Below are 16,037 nucleotides of genomic sequence, written 5' to 3' on the forward strand. Positions count from 1 at the left end.
AGGACAAAAATAATGTCTTTAACACCCTTACAGATTCTAAAAACTTACTTCGGATACGACTCCTTCCGTGAGGGACAGGAGGAAATTATAGATACGATTTTAAGCGGGCGGGATGCCCTGGCGATCATGCCGACGGGGGCTGGGAAGTCCCTTTGTTATCAGGTTCCGGCGCTGCTTTTGCCAGGGATCACGCTGGTGGTTTCACCGCTTATTTCCCTGATGCAGGACCAGGTGAAGTCACTGAATGAAGCAGGAATTCATGCAGCTTATATCAATTCTTCGCTGACTGAGGGACAGATCAATAAGGCACTTTCTTTCGCAGCCAGAGGCGTCTATAAGATTATTTATGTAGCACCGGAAAGGCTGGAAACGGCTTCATTTCTCAGTTTCGCACTGCATACTCCTATCTCTATGGTGACTGTAGATGAAGCCCACTGTATCTCCCAATGGGGACAGGATTTCCGCCCAAGTTACCTGAAAATCATAGATTTTGTGGAACAATTACCTGGTAATCCGATCATCAGCGCCTTCACTGCCACCGCTACTGAAGTGGTAAAAAATGACATTGCAAGGATCTTAAAACTGAAGAATCCAAACATCGTTGTAACCGGCTTTGACAGGGAAAATCTATACTATCAGGTGGAACATCTCACTGGAAAACAGAAGGATGTCTTTATCCAGAATTACATAGAAACCCATCCCAACGAAAGTGGAATCATCTACTGTGCTACCAGAAAAAATGTGGACACTTTGTATGAGAAACTGTTGAAGCAGGGTGTCTCTGTCACCCGTTATCACGCCGGAATGAACAACGATATCCGCAAAAAAAGCCAGGATGATTTCATCTACGACCGAGCTCAGGTTGTGATCGCCACCAATGCTTTTGGCATGGGAATCGACAAGTCCAACGTGCGTTTCGTTATCCATTACAACATGCCCCAGAGTATGGAAAACTACTACCAGGAAGCGGGACGTGCCGGGCGTGACGGTGAGCCTGCCAAGTGCATTCTTCTCTTCTCCGCCCAGGATGTGATGATCAGCAAACTGCTTCTTGGAAGCAAAGACTTCGAGGGCATGGATTTCCAGGAAATCGACCAGGTAAAGCGCCAGGATTCCCGCCGGCTCCAGCTTATGGAAGGCTACTGCATGACCACCAACTGCCTTCGCAATTACATCCTGGAATACTTCGGCGAAACCACAGATGCGCCCTGCGACAATTGTGGCAACTGCCACCAGGAATTTGAAGAACTGGATATGACCCAGGATGCCAAATGGGTAGTCGGCTGCATCACCGAAATGCGCGGCCGCTACGGTCAGGCTCTTGTAATCGGCACTCTCCTTGGCTCCAAAAAAGCCCGCCTGAAAGACATCGGTGCCACCTCCTACAACTGCTACGCCCAGCTGCAAACCCGCACCGAAGCCGACCTCCGTCTCCTCGTAAACCAGATGATCCACATGGGTTATATCATCCAGACAGAAGGTGAATACAGTGTCCTAAAGATAGGAAATATTGCAGATTTACAAGACAAAAATACAAAGATTATCATAAAGAAATTCAAAGAAAAAGAGAAAATATCAGCCTCAAAGAAACGCAAAAATCCATTCGAAAAAGACAGTTTTTCCGCTTCCAAAGTGGGCTCATCCGCTGGCTCCACCGACGCAAACTCCAGCCGTAACTCTGCCCTTTTCGAAACCTTACGCCAGCTCCGCCTCCAAATTGCCAAAGAAGAGTCCGTCCCACCCTACATTATTTTCACCGACAAAACCCTTATCGACATGTGCGAGAAACTTCCCCAGAACGAGTCCGAAATGCTCGACGTATCCGGCGTAGGACAGAATAAGCTTAAGAAATACGGACAACGATTTTTACAGGAAATTTCTACATTTCTATCTACCAATTCGTAAAACTCATCTGCTTATTTAGAGGTATAAACCAACTGGAGCAATTTTAGCTTCAGTTGTCGATAACCAGCGATTTTGCAATGTATATTCATGTAGCCGTGCATTTCAGGAGCGGTTTTAGTGTAGCTGAGATCCGATGGTTACGAAGACTTAGCCGAGAGGGCTCTCCCGAGCGGCTTAGTCGCAGTTACCAGCTAGCTCAGCGGAACGTTGCGACGCACGGCGGTGAATATACATTGTAAAAGCGCATCCGAGAAACCACACAAACCTAAAAAGAGGCTGACACGAACTATTTTCCAGTTCATATCGGCCTCCCTTTAAGGAGTTTTTATTTCACGCTCTTAAATCGCCCCAAGAATCCGTCTGGCATTATCAATCCTCTCCTGCACCGGAGGTTTCACGCCCTCCAGCGGATAAGGAATCCCCAGCTTTTCCCATTTAAAGGTTCCCAGTGTATGATACGGAAGAACTTCCACGCGCTCAACGTTTTTCAGCGTCTTAATGAAATCCGCCAGCTGGTGCAGATACTCATCCTTGTCGCTGCCCCCCGGTACCAGTACGTGCCGGATCCAAACAGGCTTACCCATATCCGAAAGCTCACGGGCCATGGCAAGAATATTGGTATTCGTCTGCCCGGTAAGCTTCACATGCTCCTGCTCATTGATCTGCTTGATATCCAGAAGCAGAAGATCCGTATACTTCATCAGCTCCAGCCATTTAGAATGCCACGGCTCTTTAGTAGTATAAGGATTCCCACTGGTATCCAGGGTGGTATGAATCCCCGCTTCCTTTGCCTTACGAAAAAGCTCCGTGAGAAAATCCATCTGCAAAAGGGGTTCCCCGCCGCTCACCGTGATACCGCCTTTTTCTCCCCAGTAAGTCTTAAACCGGAGTGCAGTCTTCAAAAGCTGATCCGCAGTGTACTCTTTTCCATCTGTCATATTCCAGGTATCCGGATTGTGGCAGAACTGGCAACGCATAGCACAGCCAGAAAGAAAAATCACATATCTCACTCCAGGTCCATCCACAGACCCGAAGCTCTCCAGAGAATGAACATAGCCTTTTAACATTTCAAAATCCTTTACAATTACATTCTGTCGTGGCAGGTTCTGGCAATAACATCCAGCTGCTGCTCTCTAGTCAGATCAATGAACTTAACAGCATAACCGGAAACACGGATTGTGAAGTTTGCGTACTCCTCTTTTTCCGGATGCTCCATAGCATCGATCAGTTTCTCTTTACCAAATACATTTACGTTCAGGTGATGTGCACCCTGGTTGAAATATCCGTCCAGTACATGAACCAGATTATCTGTGCGCTCCTCATTAGTATGTCCAAGAGCGTCCGGATTAATGGTCTGTGTATTGGAAATTCCATCCAGCGCATCCTCATAGTCAAGCTTTGCAACAGAGTTCAGGGAAGCAAGAAGTCCGTTCTGCTCTGCGCCGTAAGATGGGTTTGCACCAGGTGCCAGCGGCTCGCCAGCTTTTCTTCCGTCCGGAAGAGCTCCAGTAGCTTTACCATAAACAACGTTAGAAGTAATGGTAAGAATGGAGGTGGTTGGCTTTGAATCACGGTAGGTATGGATGTGTTTCAGTTTGTCCATAAATGTGGAAAGCAGGTTTCTTGCGATCTCATCTGCTCTGTCATCATCATTGCCATAACGTGGGAAATCACCCTCAACCTGGAAGTCTGTTGTGATTCCATCCTCATCACGGATAGCCTTAACCTTCGCATATTTAATAGCAGACAGGGAGTCTACTACATGTGAAAATCCAGCGATACCGGTTGCAAAGGAACGGTCAACCTTGGTATCGATCAGAGCCATCTCAGCTGCCTCATAGTAATATTTATCATGCATGTAGTGGATCATGTTCAGGGTTCCTACATACAGATGAGCCAGCCAGTCCATCATCTGGTCGTATTTCTGGATGACTTCATCATAATCAAGATACTCGGAAGTGATCGGCTTGTACTCCGGTCCTACCTGAGTCTTTAACTTCTCATCCACACCACCGTTGATCGCGTAAAGGAGGCATTTTGCAAGGTTTGCACGAGCTCCGAAGAACTGCATTTCCTTACCTGTCTCAGTAGCAGATACACAGCAGCAGATGGAATAATCATCGCCCCAAACCGGACGCATAACATCATCGTTCTCATACTGGATAGAACTTGTTGTAACAGAAATATTAGCAGCATATTTCTTGAAGTTCTCCGGCAGCTTGGAGGAATAGAGAACAGTCAGGTTTGGCTCTGGAGCTGGTCCCATATCCTCAAGAGTATGAAGGAAACGATAGTCGTTCTTTGTAACCATGTGACGTCCGTCAACGCCAATACCAGCAACCTCAAGAGTTGCCCATACCGGGTCACCGGAGAACAGCTGATTGTAGGACTCGATTCTTGCAAATTTAACCATACGGAATTTCATTACCATGTGGTCAACAAGCTCCTGGGCCTCTTTCTCTGTGATCACGCCGTTCTTAAGGTCTCTTTCAATATAGATATCAAGGAATGTGGAGATACGTCCAACACTCATTGCCGCACCGTTCTGAGTCTTGATCGCTGCAAGATATCCAAAGTACAGCCACTGGAATGCCTCATGTGCATTCTTAGCAGGCTGGGAAATATCATAACCGTAGATCTTCGCCATCTCTTTCATTCCTTTCAGAGCGCGGATCTGGTCTGCGATCTCCTCACGAAGCTGGAAATCATAACGTCTCATACCCTGACGGTCACTGTCTGCAAAGTCTTTCTCTTTGCCCTCGATCAGCGCATCAATACCGTACAGAGCCACACGTCTGTAATCGCCAACGATACGTCCGCGTCCATAAGTATCCGGAAGTCCGGTAAGGATATGGCTGTGACGTGCTTTTTTCATTTCTGGTGTGTAAATGTCAAAAACGCCCTGGTTATGTGTTTTGAACTCATATTTTGTAAACATATCGTGGATCTGGGGATCTACCTTGTAGCCGTACATTTCGCATGCCTGCTCAGCCATTTTGATTCCGCCGTATGGCATAAACGCACGCTTCAAAGGCTTGTCTGTCTGAAGTCCTACAACCTTCTCAAGATCCTTCAGGTCTTCAGCAATATATCCTGGTCCGTATGCAGTCAGGCCTGTGACAACCTTTGTCTCCATGTCAAGCACACCATTGTTGGCACGCTCTGCTTTCTGCAGCTCCTGCAGCTTTCCCCACAGTTTGTCAGTAGCCTCAGTTGGGCCTTCCAGGAAAGAATCGTCTCCGTCATAAGGGGTATAATTGTGACGGATAAAATCACGAACGTTGATCTGTTCTTTCCAACGACTTCCTTCGAAGCCTTCCCACTGTGCAAAATCTTTCATTCTTGTACCTCTTTCTTTATTTTTTAGTTCTCCGCGTATATTGAAGAATTGTTATTGGTTTAACGGTTGTAGTATACGAGATTGTTTTTTCCCCGTCAATCGGTTTGGCGCATGCTTTTAATAAAGTACAATCCGTCTGGAAAATGATGGAATTTTCGGGACATAAGTCCTATATTCTGTACTTTATGTTCTTTGCATATTCTCTAGTATCTTCCATTGTTACGGATTGATTCTGATAAATATTCTCAACCTTATCATTGATAATTTTTATCAGTTTAATACAAGGGGCAAAAATAGCTTTGCCCCTTGACTTGTTACATTTATTCGGGACAAAAGTCCCTTATTTTATTTTCCTACTTAAACCTGTAAAGCAGCCTCAAAAGCATCATTCACCGCAACTACTGCATTGCCTGGAGCCTTTGCCGCTTCCCCGATCACCAGCACCTGTCCGGCAACTTTTTCCGCTGTTTCTTTTAAAACACCGTTTGCTCTGGAGCCCATAGCCAGCACTACATTGTCAAAGCCCCTGAGAGATCCTTCTGTATCATCTGCCAGTGCATAATCCACACCATCTGTATAGAAATGACCAACCTTTGCACCAGGACAAAGCTGTACATGGTTTTCCTCAAAATTCTGGAAAATGTATTTGCGGCTTTCTGCTGTCACATCACCTGCAATGACATCTTTCATTTCGATGATCCCAACCTGATGTCCGCGCTCAGCAAGATACTCAGCAGCCTCGCAGCCAACCATTCCGCCACCCACTACCAGCACCTTTTTGCCAGCTTCTTTTTTTCCATCCAAAAGCTCCTGGGCTGTGATATAGCCGCAGTCAGCCAGTCCTGGGATTGGAAGTACCAGTGGATTGGAACCGGTTGCAACAATGATGGTATCTGGGGAAAGGCTGCGAAGGGTTTCCTCATCTGCCTCTGTATTACATCTCAAACCTACTCCGGCGTTCTGACATCTTACGATAATGGAGCGGATCACCTCGGTAAGCTGTCCTTTTCCTGTTGGATAAGCTGCAATACGGAAGTTTCCGCCAAGTTCCTCTTCTTTTTCCAGAAGTGTGACCTGATGTCCACGAAGAGCACACAGCCATGCTGCGTAAAGTCCTCCAGGACCGCCGCCTACAACGACTACTTTTTTCTTACTGTCAGCAGGGGTAAGCTCTGTTTCTCTTCCCACGCACGGGTTTACTGCACAGGTGATGGGCTTTCCGGCAAACATATTCGGCACACAGCCAAGAAGACATCCAATACATGGAGCCAGAGTTTCCAGCTGCCCATTTAACGCTTTATTTGGAAGGTCAGGGTCAGCAATGCTCTGACGGCCAAGGCCGATCGCAGCGATAACTGCCACAACACCGGATACGTCATAGCTTCCGTTTTCCAAAACCTTTGCGCCCCACTGGGCTGCAAAATTCCGCTTGTACTGTCCCATGATGGTGGCTGCAATGCCCAGAACAAAGTATGTAATGTAAAGGGCCAGTGCTGTAGGGTAATATTTTTTTGAATCTGTAGTCTGGTTCATTTTGTTAGACCTTCCTCGTATGTTTTTTGTTTTCTCTGATACTTCATTTATTACGGCTTATTTCTTGTTTTGCCTGTAATTACTAAGTTGTTTATTTATAAAGCAGTTCCCGGATTTCCTCCACCGGCATCTCCAGCCCGCTGTACAGTCTGAATGCTTCGGCGCCCTGCCATAAAAGCATGCCCAGGCCATCACAGGTCTTGCAACCGGCTGCTTTTGCTTCCCGCAGCATCTTTGTCTCTGTCGGAGAATAAACCACATCGGTTACCACCAGCTCCGGGCGGAACCAGGAAAGGTCTGTAATGTTGCTCTGCTCCTCGTATGGTGCCATTCCCACTCTTGTGGCATTGGAAAGAATGTCGCTTTCATCAATTGCAGCTTTTAGTTCTTCTCTGTTTTCAAGATTATGGAGAGTAATTTTACATTCCGGCGCTGCCTTGCTGATTTTCTCAAGTCCTGCCTGTACTCTGTCCCAGAAGCTGTCCTTTAGGTTAAATACGGTAATCTCTTTCGCACCTTCTAAGGCCGCCTGGATCGCGATCGCGGAAGCAGCTCCGCCGCCGCCAAGAAGAACAATTTTTTTGCCGGCTGCTTCTACACCATGAGCCCTCAGATTCAAGGTATAACCGCATCCGTCTGTAATATGCCCTGTGAGCACGCCATTGTCATTCACGATGGTATTTACTGCCTGGATTGCTTCTGCTACAGGAGTCAGCTTATCCAGATATGGAATGACTGCGTTTTTGCATGGCATTGTCACATTTGCCCCTTTGATGTTCAGGGTTCGAATGGCCTGCACCGCTTCTCCTGATTTTTCCTTTGGTACGTCAAAGGCCAGATAAGCGCAGTCGAGACCATATTTTGCAAAACAATAATTATACATTGCCGGGGATTTGGAATGCTCTACAGGGGTTCCGATCAGACCCAGCATAGTGGTGGTTCCTGAAATATGCAATTTTTTCTCCTTCCTGGATGTCTCATATGCTTTTTGCACTCGGTTGATAATGCCCAGTTGCTACTTTTAACATTATGGCCTATAAACTTTATTGTTCGCACCATACCGTTAGCTCTTCTTTTAGATTGAGACATTTACATTTTTCCATGTTTTTTAAGACCTTTAAAACTTTTTTCTCATCGACCTATGCCTGTACTTTAACTTGTTGTTAAAAAAAAGACAAATTGATTTTTTCTTATAGAACAATAGATTATTTGAATATACAGGTTTATAATAGAGTTGTTTCATTGATTGAAAGAATAGTTGAGGGAATTGAATATGAATTTACTACATTTGCGATATTTTGCAGAATTAGCACAAACACTACATTATACACGAGCTGCAGAACACCTTTGCATCGCCCAGCCAAGCCTTAGCCATGCCATCTCACAGATGGAGGCAGAGCTTGGAGTTCCCCTTTTTGAGAAGGTTGGAAAAAGCATTATGCTCACACATTATGGGGAGCAGTTTCTCGCCTGTGCACAGCAGACGCTTATGACTCTGGACAATGGAGTAGACGCACTCCAGCGGGTTGGACGTGGGGAGGGACTGATCCGCCTGGGGCTTCTTCGTACCTTGGGAGAAGACTTTGTTCCCGAGCTTGCAGCGCGTTTTTTGAAACAGTACCCTGAGAAAAATATCCGTTTTACTTTTAATACCGGAACCACAGGACAGCTGCTCGAAGGGCTTACTGCAAGACGTTTTGACCTGGTTTTCGCTTCCCAGCCACCTGCTGATCTGGGGCTTACCTCTATCCCAGTACACCGGCAGGATCTGGTGCTGATCACTCCAAGAAAGCATCCTCTGGCACAGTTTCATACCATTGATCTTGCACAGACTATTCCTTACCCCCAGGTCTATTTTGCAAAAGGCTCTGGTCTTCGCTCCGTAGTTGACGGCTTATTCCGACAGATCGGGCAGGAGACTCAAATCGCCTACGAGACAGAAGAAGACAGCGTAATCGCCGGACTTGTGGCGCACGGATTTGGTATTGCTGTTGTCCCCTACATGGAAATGCTTCTCCGCCTGGACGTAAAGATCATGCAGATTTCCAATCCCGCCTGGGAACGAAATTTCTACCTGATCAGCAATGACAGGTCTTATCTTTCTCCAGCTGCAAGGGAATTCAGACAGTTTATACTGGAAGGGGTAACATTATAAATAAGTTATAGAAATGAATGATAGATTTTTTGAATGATTCTATATGAAATAAATCATAGTGTAACATGTGACTTATTCCCATATAAATAGAATATGCCTGAAATGCATTCCAACCAAGCCTTCTGAAGCATTAAAGTTCTTGAAAGTTTTCCTACTTTCGGTCGAGAATACATTTCAGGCATATTTTTTTGGTAATAGTTATTTTCTTTAAAAAAGATTTGTTACATAAATAGAAACACTGCTGCCACAATTGCGATCACAACTCCCACTACACTTACAATACTATAAATCTTACGGGATTCCGGGTCTTCTTTCTCCTGGGTGAGGTAGTAGATTTCGGCACAGAGAATTAAGATTCCTATGATAAGTCCAATTACTTTGATTGTCATTATTTTTTCCTCCACTTCAATAAAAATGCTGAGTTTGTAATTACCAGTACTGATCCCGCGTTGTGAACGAGAGCGCCTACGATGGGGTTCAGGATTCCGGTGATGGCCAGTACGATTGCGATAAAGTTCAAGGTCATAGAAAAGGTCATATTCAGCTTGATGGTAGTCATCATACGCTTGGAGAGAGCGATGAGGTGTGGAAGTTCTTTTACTTCATCGTCCACAAGGGCAATGTCAGCTGCGTCTACTGCGATATCACTTCCTACGCCGCCCATGGCGATTCCTACTTCTGCGCGCTTCAGGGCTGGGGCGTCGTTGATTCCGTCACCAATCATACAGACCATTTTGTTTTCCTGCTGGTAGGTATCAATGTATTTCAGCTTGTCTTCCGGGAGACAGTTGGCGCGAACTTCATTGATATGAAGCTGGGATGCGATAGTTTTCGCCGCGTTTTCGTGGTCACCAGTCAGAAGGACTGGCTGAACGCCAAGACCGTTAAGTGCGTCGATCATGCCGGTACTCTCTTCTCGAAGGGTGTCGGAAAGGGCTATGAAACCTGCATATTCTCCGTCAATTGCTACATAGGTAACCGTGCAGCCAGCTTTTATGTACTGTTCTGGATCCAAAGAGTGTATTTCCACACCATTCTCTTTCAGCAGCTCCGGATTTCCAGCCAGAATCTTTTTCCCATCTACCACTGCACAGACACCCCGTCCAGGGATCATCTGGAAATCCTCTGCCTTGGAAAGCACTGCTCCTTCTCTCTTACAACAATTCACAATTGCCTTTCCAAGAGGATGTTCCGACAGCTGTTCCGCAGATGCTGCCAATCTGTAAATGTCATTATTGTTATAATTTTCACTGTTGCTGACGGCTGCGGTCACCTTTGGTGTGCCGTATGTTAAAGTTCCGGTTTTGTCAAATGCGATAACATTTACTCTGGCAAGCCGTTCCAGGGCGTCACCTTCACGAACAAGAAAGCCGTGTTTGGTGGCATTGCCGATAGCTGCCATAATTGCAGTGGGTGTTGCAAGCACAAGGGCGCATGGACAAAATACAACCAGGATGGTCACCGCGCGGATGATCTGACCGGAGATAAGCCAGGTAAGGGCTGCGGCTGTGAGCGCGATCACCACAATCCAGGTAGCCCATCGGTCTGCGATTCCTATGATCTTCGCCTTACCAGCGTCTGCTGATTGGACCAGACGGATCATTCGCTGAATGGAGCTGTCTTCCCCAACCTTGGAAGCTTTCATCTCGAAGGCTCCAAACTGATTCACCGTTCCACTGGATACCTCATCTCCCACCGTCTTATCTACCGGAAGGGATTCCCCAGTCATAACCGCCTGGTTTACAGAGGTCTGTCCGGAAATAATGATTCCATCTACTGGTACCCCTTCACCCGGAAGTACCCGAAGGATGTCTCCTACCTGAACTTTTTCTGCAGGGATGATATTTTCTTTCCCGTCTTTTATTACCCTGGCGATCCGGGGTGTGAGGTGGACCAGCTTCTCAATTCCTGCTCTGGCCCTGGCTACCGTAAGCTCTTCCAGAAGTCCGCCAAGCTGCATGATAAATGCCACTTCTCCAGCTGCAAAATCTTCTCCGATACAGACGGAAGCGATCAGCGCCAGAGATACAAGAACGTCTGCCTTAATGTCGAATTCAGTTACCAGACCAATGATGGCTTCCAGGATAATAGGAAGTCCGCACAGCACAATGGCAATCCAGGACATGTCAAAAGGGAAGGGGGAGATTCCCAGCAGACTTAAGACAATGGCGATTCCAGAGATTACCAGAAAGGTAATATCCTTCTTGGTCCCGCCAAGATCAAGTAACTCTTCTAACTTTCCCATTAGATTTTTCATGATTTTCCTCTTTTCTATACCATACCAGGTATAGGCTTATTATACCTATAGGGGTATAAGTTATCAAGTTGCTGAATTACAGTTTCTTGTTTTCTAATTGAGAATTTTTTTCAACGCATACAAAAAACAGGGTACATTCCACATGCAAACTGACACATAAAAATGTGTACCAATGATTTGCTTTGTAAAATGAACCCTGTTCTTCTATTATTGTTCTATTGTATTTATGTTATGCGTTTATACCTTTTATTTCATTTTCACCATTTCCGAAACATATTTCTCACTAACTTCAAGAATATCTGCAATCTCTGCAGCAGACATTCCTTTTTTGGCCAATGACTGTGCGATTTCCCTATCACGCAATTGTATACCTCTCTGCTCTCCAGCTTCGAATTCGGCTTTTCTCAGCTTTCGTTCTTCCTCTTCTTTGTCATACTCAAATATACTCACCGCGATAACCTCCGCTCTATTCCTTTGAAGAAATTCTTCCAGAATTCCATCATGAATACATTTGTCTACAGCTTTTTCCACTGCTGCCTCTAATTCCATAGATTTTGCATATTTACGTACTAGTGCTACATATGCTGCATATTCTCTTAAAGTCTGGCACTGCTCTAATAATTCATGGTTTCTGCCTTCATTAATATTTAAAGTTACTACTTTTAGCTCCAACTTCGGCTCACCGAACAAATTCTCGTACGCTTCTGACAAGCAGTTCTCCCATCTATCTTCTTTCTTATCCATTCCATTGTAGAATACAATAAAATTCGGTGCTGGAATTTTCTGCAACGCTGACGAATACAGAGACTTCTGATTCACCAGCTTCTGGTATTCTGCTGAGATATAGAAAAGATCCCGTAGGGGCATGTTCGGTGTGTAAGTTGACTGGTGTTCATACAGGAAAAGATTCGTGTCAATAATAAATGCCAGATCATTTTTCATTCCCATATAAATAGCATTCTCAAGTGTCACAATTTCCAACTCTTCCGGATTATCATAGGATGTTCCATTAATCGCATTATAAAGCGAAAGCAGATTTTCCCGGTCGGAAAAGAGCATTCTGAATATAGTATCCTTGTAGTTTCTGTTTACCATAAGCTGGTCCTCCTTTTCAGACAGGAGTCAGAAAATACAACTTACACTTACTGTCCGGCAATTACTTTCAGAACTCCTGCTTTTTGAATTTTAATGGGTTTCAAAGCATGAATTTCTGAAATGCAATTAGATGAATCAGATGGCAGATATGCCATGAACTATATGAGAAATATGCTTTTTATAATAGTAACATTGTCAGTGCTGATTTACAAGTACTATATTTATTTTTATCTATTTTTTACTTTATTACTTAAGGATAATTTCCCCCAATTATCCTCATGCGAAAAACGGAATCCCCCTTCAAAGATTCCGTTTTTTGCATTATTTATTCTGTTTTTCTTTCACCGTCATAATTGTCTGATATGGTAATAATTTACCTGTTAATACTTCTGTTCTATTATTCAGCAAAATATGCTTCTCCTCTGCTGCCTCTGGCAGGTCGCTTGTCTCATTGCAGAAATTTATCCAGACTGTAATCTCATATTTTTCATCGGTTCTTCTATAACCAATCAACGTGCCCTTTTCTGTTTCAATTGCTTCAAAATCGCCAAATGTCAGTGTTCCTCCATATTCTGGATCTTTACGCAGGCTCACCATTTTTTGGTAAAAATGATATACACTATGCTGTTCTTCAACCTGAGACTTTACATTAATTGCTTTATAATTTGGATTTACGGAAATCCACGGCTCTTTCTCTGAAAAACCAGCATAAGAAGAATCATCCCACTGCATAGGAGTTCTGCTGTTGTCTCTGCCCCTTGCGCGGAAATATTCCATGTCTTTTCCCGTGTCTTCCCCATCTTTTATGCTCTGCTCATAGCGGTCAATTGCAAATGGATCCCGAAGTTCACTGGCATCTTTAAATGGATAATTCTCCATTCCTATTTCCTGTCCCTGATAAATAAAGGGGGTTCCACGCAGGAAGAAATACAACGCGCCAAGTGCAGTCTTGCTTTCATAACCAATCTCCGCTTTCGGAACATATTTGTCGACGGAACGGGGCTGATCATGATTTTCCAGATAAGGACTTCCCCAGCCATGCTTCTGGATTGCTGCCTGACTCTTAAAAATCCGTTCCTTCAGTTCCTTTACAGACCACTGTCTTTTCCATTCTTTTCCGTTTCGTTTCTCAATATCCATGTCTGTGTAGGTGAAGTCAAATACCATGGAAAAAAGCCCGTCTTCCCCAATAAAGCGCTCCATTTTCTCTTCCGGTACTCCAACCTCAGCAACGGTCATCATATCATATTTGTCGAATACTTCTTCCTTTAGCTCCTGAAGATAATCTTCAATTCCGTCCTGCATCAGCACATGATTTTCCATAGACGCCATGCCGTCTGAGCCATCTGCGGGGATCGGCTTTTGTTCCAATGCCTCCCTGGATTTCTTGATATTTCCAATTGCATCAATCCGGAATCCGGCAATTCCTTTTTTCTGCCAGAATTTCATCATCTCAATGATTTCTTTTCGAAGCTCTGGATTTTCCCAATTCAGATCCGGCTGCTCCTTGGAAAAAGAATGGAAGTAAAAACGATTGCTGTCCCTAATTCGCTCCCAAGCACTTGTGGCATTGTAGCATCGCATATTGTTCGGTTCTTTTCCAGCAGTCTCTTCTATGATAAAATAAGAAGCATATTTACTCTCCGGATCTTTCACTGCTGCCTTGAACCACTCATGTTCATTGGAGCAGTGGTTTACCACCAGATCCATCAATACTTTTATTCCCCGCTTTTTCGCCTCTTCCACCAGTTCTTCCAGATCTTCATTGGTTCCAAAACTTGGATCTACATTATAATAATCCGCAATATCGTAACCATTATCCATCATTGGGGATACATTAATAGGACATAACCAGATGGTGTCAGCTCCAAGTTTTTCTATATAATCCAGTCTCCGAATAATCCCCCTCAGATCTCCGATTCCATCCCCATTGGTATCTTGAAAGCTTTTGGGGTAAATCTGATATACAACTGTATTTTTCCACCACTTTTCTTTCATAATCTTACTGCACCTCTCTTACTTAATAGCACCTGCAACCACACCATCAATGATCTGTTTCTGCAAAAATGCGTAAATAATGATAACCGGAAGGATTGACATGATCAGTCCGGAACACACCAGTGAATAATCTACAGAATATTGCCCAAAGAAAGAATATGTCATAAGCGGCAATGTTTTTAATTTGTTGCTCTGAAGCAGGATATATGGAAGCAGGAAATCATTCCAGATTGCCAGAATATCCAGCACTGCCACTGTAGAAATAATAGGTTTCAATAAGGGAAAAATAATCTTAAACAAAATCTGAAACTCACTGCATCCGTCGATTCTGGCAGCCTCATCCAGTTCCACCGGAATATTTTTTATAAATCCCTGAAGCATAAATACTGCCATGGAAATATGTGCCCCTATGTAAAATACAACCACCATAAAAATATTATCTACGGCATTAATTGCAGAAAAGTTCTTTACAATTGGAATCATGATCGTCTGGAACGGAATGATCATAGATGCAACCATGATCATAAACAGGATCCTGTTAATTTTCCAGTTGTTTCGTGCAAAGAAATAGGCACACATCACTGCAAATAAAATGATTAAAACAATACTTAATACCGTGATGATCAAGGAATTACGGAATGTCTGCAGGTAATTCATTGCAGAAAAAGCTTTCATATAACCTGCAATATTAAGCTTTTCCGGTAATGCCAGCGGATCTAATATAATTTCTTTATTTCCCTTAAAGCTGTTTAACAGAACAAGGAAAAAGGGGACCAGAAAGATAACCAGCAAAATGGAAAACAATACATAAATGAGCGGTTGGCTGATATTGCTTTTTTTCATATTCTTTTTCATTACGCTTCAACCTCCTTACTCTTGGATAGTCCAACCTGTGTCAAAGTGATCACTACAACAATTGCGAACAGAATCAATGCCTCTGCCTGTCCTACTCCATACTGCTGGGATGTAAATGCCCTTTCATATACCTGCATTGCAACAAGCTTTGTAGAAGCAAAAGGTCCGCCATTTGTCAGTGACATATTTACATCATATGCCATAAATGCAGCTTTAATTGACATGAATCCGCAAACTGTGATAGATGGCATGATCAGTGGCATGATGATGTAGCGCAATTCTTTCAGACCAGTTGAACCATCCAGCCTGGCGGCTTCCAACACATCCTTTGGAAGTCCAACGATTCCAGCCATATAAATCAGCATCAGATAACCTGCTAACTGCCATACGGCAACTGCAATCAGTGAGCCAAAAGCTGTACCAGGCTGACTTAACAGATTTTTCTGTAAAAAATCTATATTTAACAGGTTCCCAATAGTGGGAAGTGCTGTGGAAAAAACAAATTTCCAGATAAGTCCTAATACAACTCCACCGATCAGGTTTGGTGTAAAGAATCCTACGCGGAAAACGCCCTGTGCCTTGATTCCTCTTGTAAGTTCATATGCAATGAAAAAAGCTACAATATTGGTAATCACAACTACGAATAAAACATACTGAAATGTCTTTAATAGCGATGTGATAAATTCTGTATCCTTAAAGGCATTGATGAAGTTCTGAAGCCCTACAAACTGGTAGGAATCAGATAATCCGTTCCAGTCTGTAAAGCTTAACTGTACACCACTTACAAATGCTGCACCTATAATTGCAAAGAAAAAGAAAAGTGCCGGTCCTGCAAAACAGATAAATCTTCTTATATTTCTTGCTCTCTTACTCTTCATAGTTTCCCTCTTCTCATCAAG

General features: G+C 44.0%; 12 protein-coding genes. 2 read left to right on the top strand and 10 right to left on the bottom strand.

The window, feature by feature from the left end; genetic code table 11:
• Window positions 1–12 precede the first annotated feature (12 nt).
• Window positions 13–1,905, top strand: coding sequence for a DNA helicase RecQ (gene recQ, locus ACTQ50_RS00585; protein WP_441482497.1), 1,893 nt, complete (start codon window positions 13–15; stop codon window positions 1,903–1,905).
• Between the two features lie 338 nt (window positions 1,906–2,243).
• Here recQ and pflA read toward each other — a convergent pair whose 3' ends face one another.
• The 4 genes from pflA to ACTQ50_RS00605 form a co-directional block, all read right to left on the bottom strand.
• Window positions 2,244–2,972 carry a pyruvate formate-lyase-activating protein gene (gene pflA, locus ACTQ50_RS00590; protein WP_441482498.1) on the bottom strand — a complete coding sequence of 243 codons (729 nt, stop codon included), beginning with the start codon at window positions 2,970–2,972 and terminating at the stop codon, window positions 2,244–2,246.
• A 17-nt stretch (window positions 2,973–2,989) separates the two neighbouring features.
• Complete coding sequence (pflB, locus tag ACTQ50_RS00595; RefSeq protein ID WP_441482499.1) at window positions 2,990–5,245, bottom strand: formate C-acetyltransferase; 2,256 nt, start codon at window positions 5,243–5,245, stop codon at window positions 2,990–2,992.
• A gap of 357 nt (window positions 5,246–5,602) precedes the next feature.
• Window positions 5,603–6,778, bottom strand: a complete 1,176-nt coding sequence (locus tag ACTQ50_RS00600; protein WP_441482500.1) for an FAD-dependent oxidoreductase — start codon at window positions 6,776–6,778, stop codon at window positions 5,603–5,605.
• Between the two features lie 91 nt (window positions 6,779–6,869).
• Window positions 6,870–7,733, bottom strand: a complete 864-nt coding sequence (locus ACTQ50_RS00605; RefSeq protein ID WP_441482501.1) for a shikimate dehydrogenase — start codon at window positions 7,731–7,733, stop codon at window positions 6,870–6,872.
• Window positions 7,734–8,051: 318 nt separating this feature from the next.
• Here ACTQ50_RS00605 and ACTQ50_RS00610 point away from each other — a divergent pair, with 318 nt between their 5' ends.
• Window positions 8,052–8,933, top strand: coding sequence for a LysR family transcriptional regulator (locus ACTQ50_RS00610; RefSeq protein ID WP_441482502.1), 882 nt, complete (start codon window positions 8,052–8,054; stop codon window positions 8,931–8,933).
• Window positions 8,934–9,154: 221 nt separating this feature from the next.
• On the opposite strand, the gene ACTQ50_RS00615 is transcribed toward ACTQ50_RS00610, so the two are convergent.
• The 6 genes from ACTQ50_RS00615 to ACTQ50_RS00640 all read right to left on the bottom strand — a co-directional run bounded on the left by ACTQ50_RS00615 (window position 9,155) and on the right by ACTQ50_RS00640 (window position 16,016).
• Window positions 9,155–9,322: a hypothetical protein gene (locus tag ACTQ50_RS00615; RefSeq protein ID WP_441482503.1), complete on the bottom strand. Its 168-nt coding sequence runs from the start codon at window positions 9,320–9,322 to the stop codon at window positions 9,155–9,157.
• Window positions 9,322–11,190: a heavy metal translocating P-type ATPase gene (locus ACTQ50_RS00620; protein ID WP_441482504.1), complete on the bottom strand. Its 1,869-nt coding sequence runs from the start codon at window positions 11,188–11,190 to the stop codon at window positions 9,322–9,324. Before ACTQ50_RS00620 ends, ACTQ50_RS00615 begins: the two co-directional genes overlap by 1 nt.
• 246 nt (window positions 11,191–11,436) lie before the next feature.
• Entirely contained in the window at window positions 11,437–12,285 is an 849-nt protein-coding gene (locus tag ACTQ50_RS00625) for a hypothetical protein (RefSeq protein ID WP_441482505.1), read from the bottom strand.
• A 321-nt stretch (window positions 12,286–12,606) separates the two neighbouring features.
• Window positions 12,607–14,283, bottom strand: a complete 1,677-nt coding sequence (locus ACTQ50_RS00630; protein ID WP_441482506.1) for an alpha-glucosidase — start codon at window positions 14,281–14,283, stop codon at window positions 12,607–12,609.
• An 18-nt stretch (window positions 14,284–14,301) separates the two neighbouring features.
• Complete coding sequence (locus ACTQ50_RS00635) at window positions 14,302–15,138, bottom strand: carbohydrate ABC transporter permease (protein WP_441482507.1); 837 nt, start codon at window positions 15,136–15,138, stop codon at window positions 14,302–14,304.
• The gene (locus tag ACTQ50_RS00640; protein WP_441482508.1) at window positions 15,138–16,016 is read right to left on the bottom strand and encodes a carbohydrate ABC transporter permease; all 879 of its coding nucleotides are present in this window, start codon (window positions 16,014–16,016) and stop codon (window positions 15,138–15,140) included. Before ACTQ50_RS00640 ends, ACTQ50_RS00635 begins: the two co-directional genes overlap by 1 nt.
• Window positions 16,017–16,037: the final 21 nt, after the last annotated feature.

The organism is Blautia sp. Sow4_E7 (assembly GCF_052116245.1).
Taxonomy (GTDB): domain Bacteria; phylum Bacillota; class Clostridia; order Lachnospirales; family Lachnospiraceae; genus Blautia_A.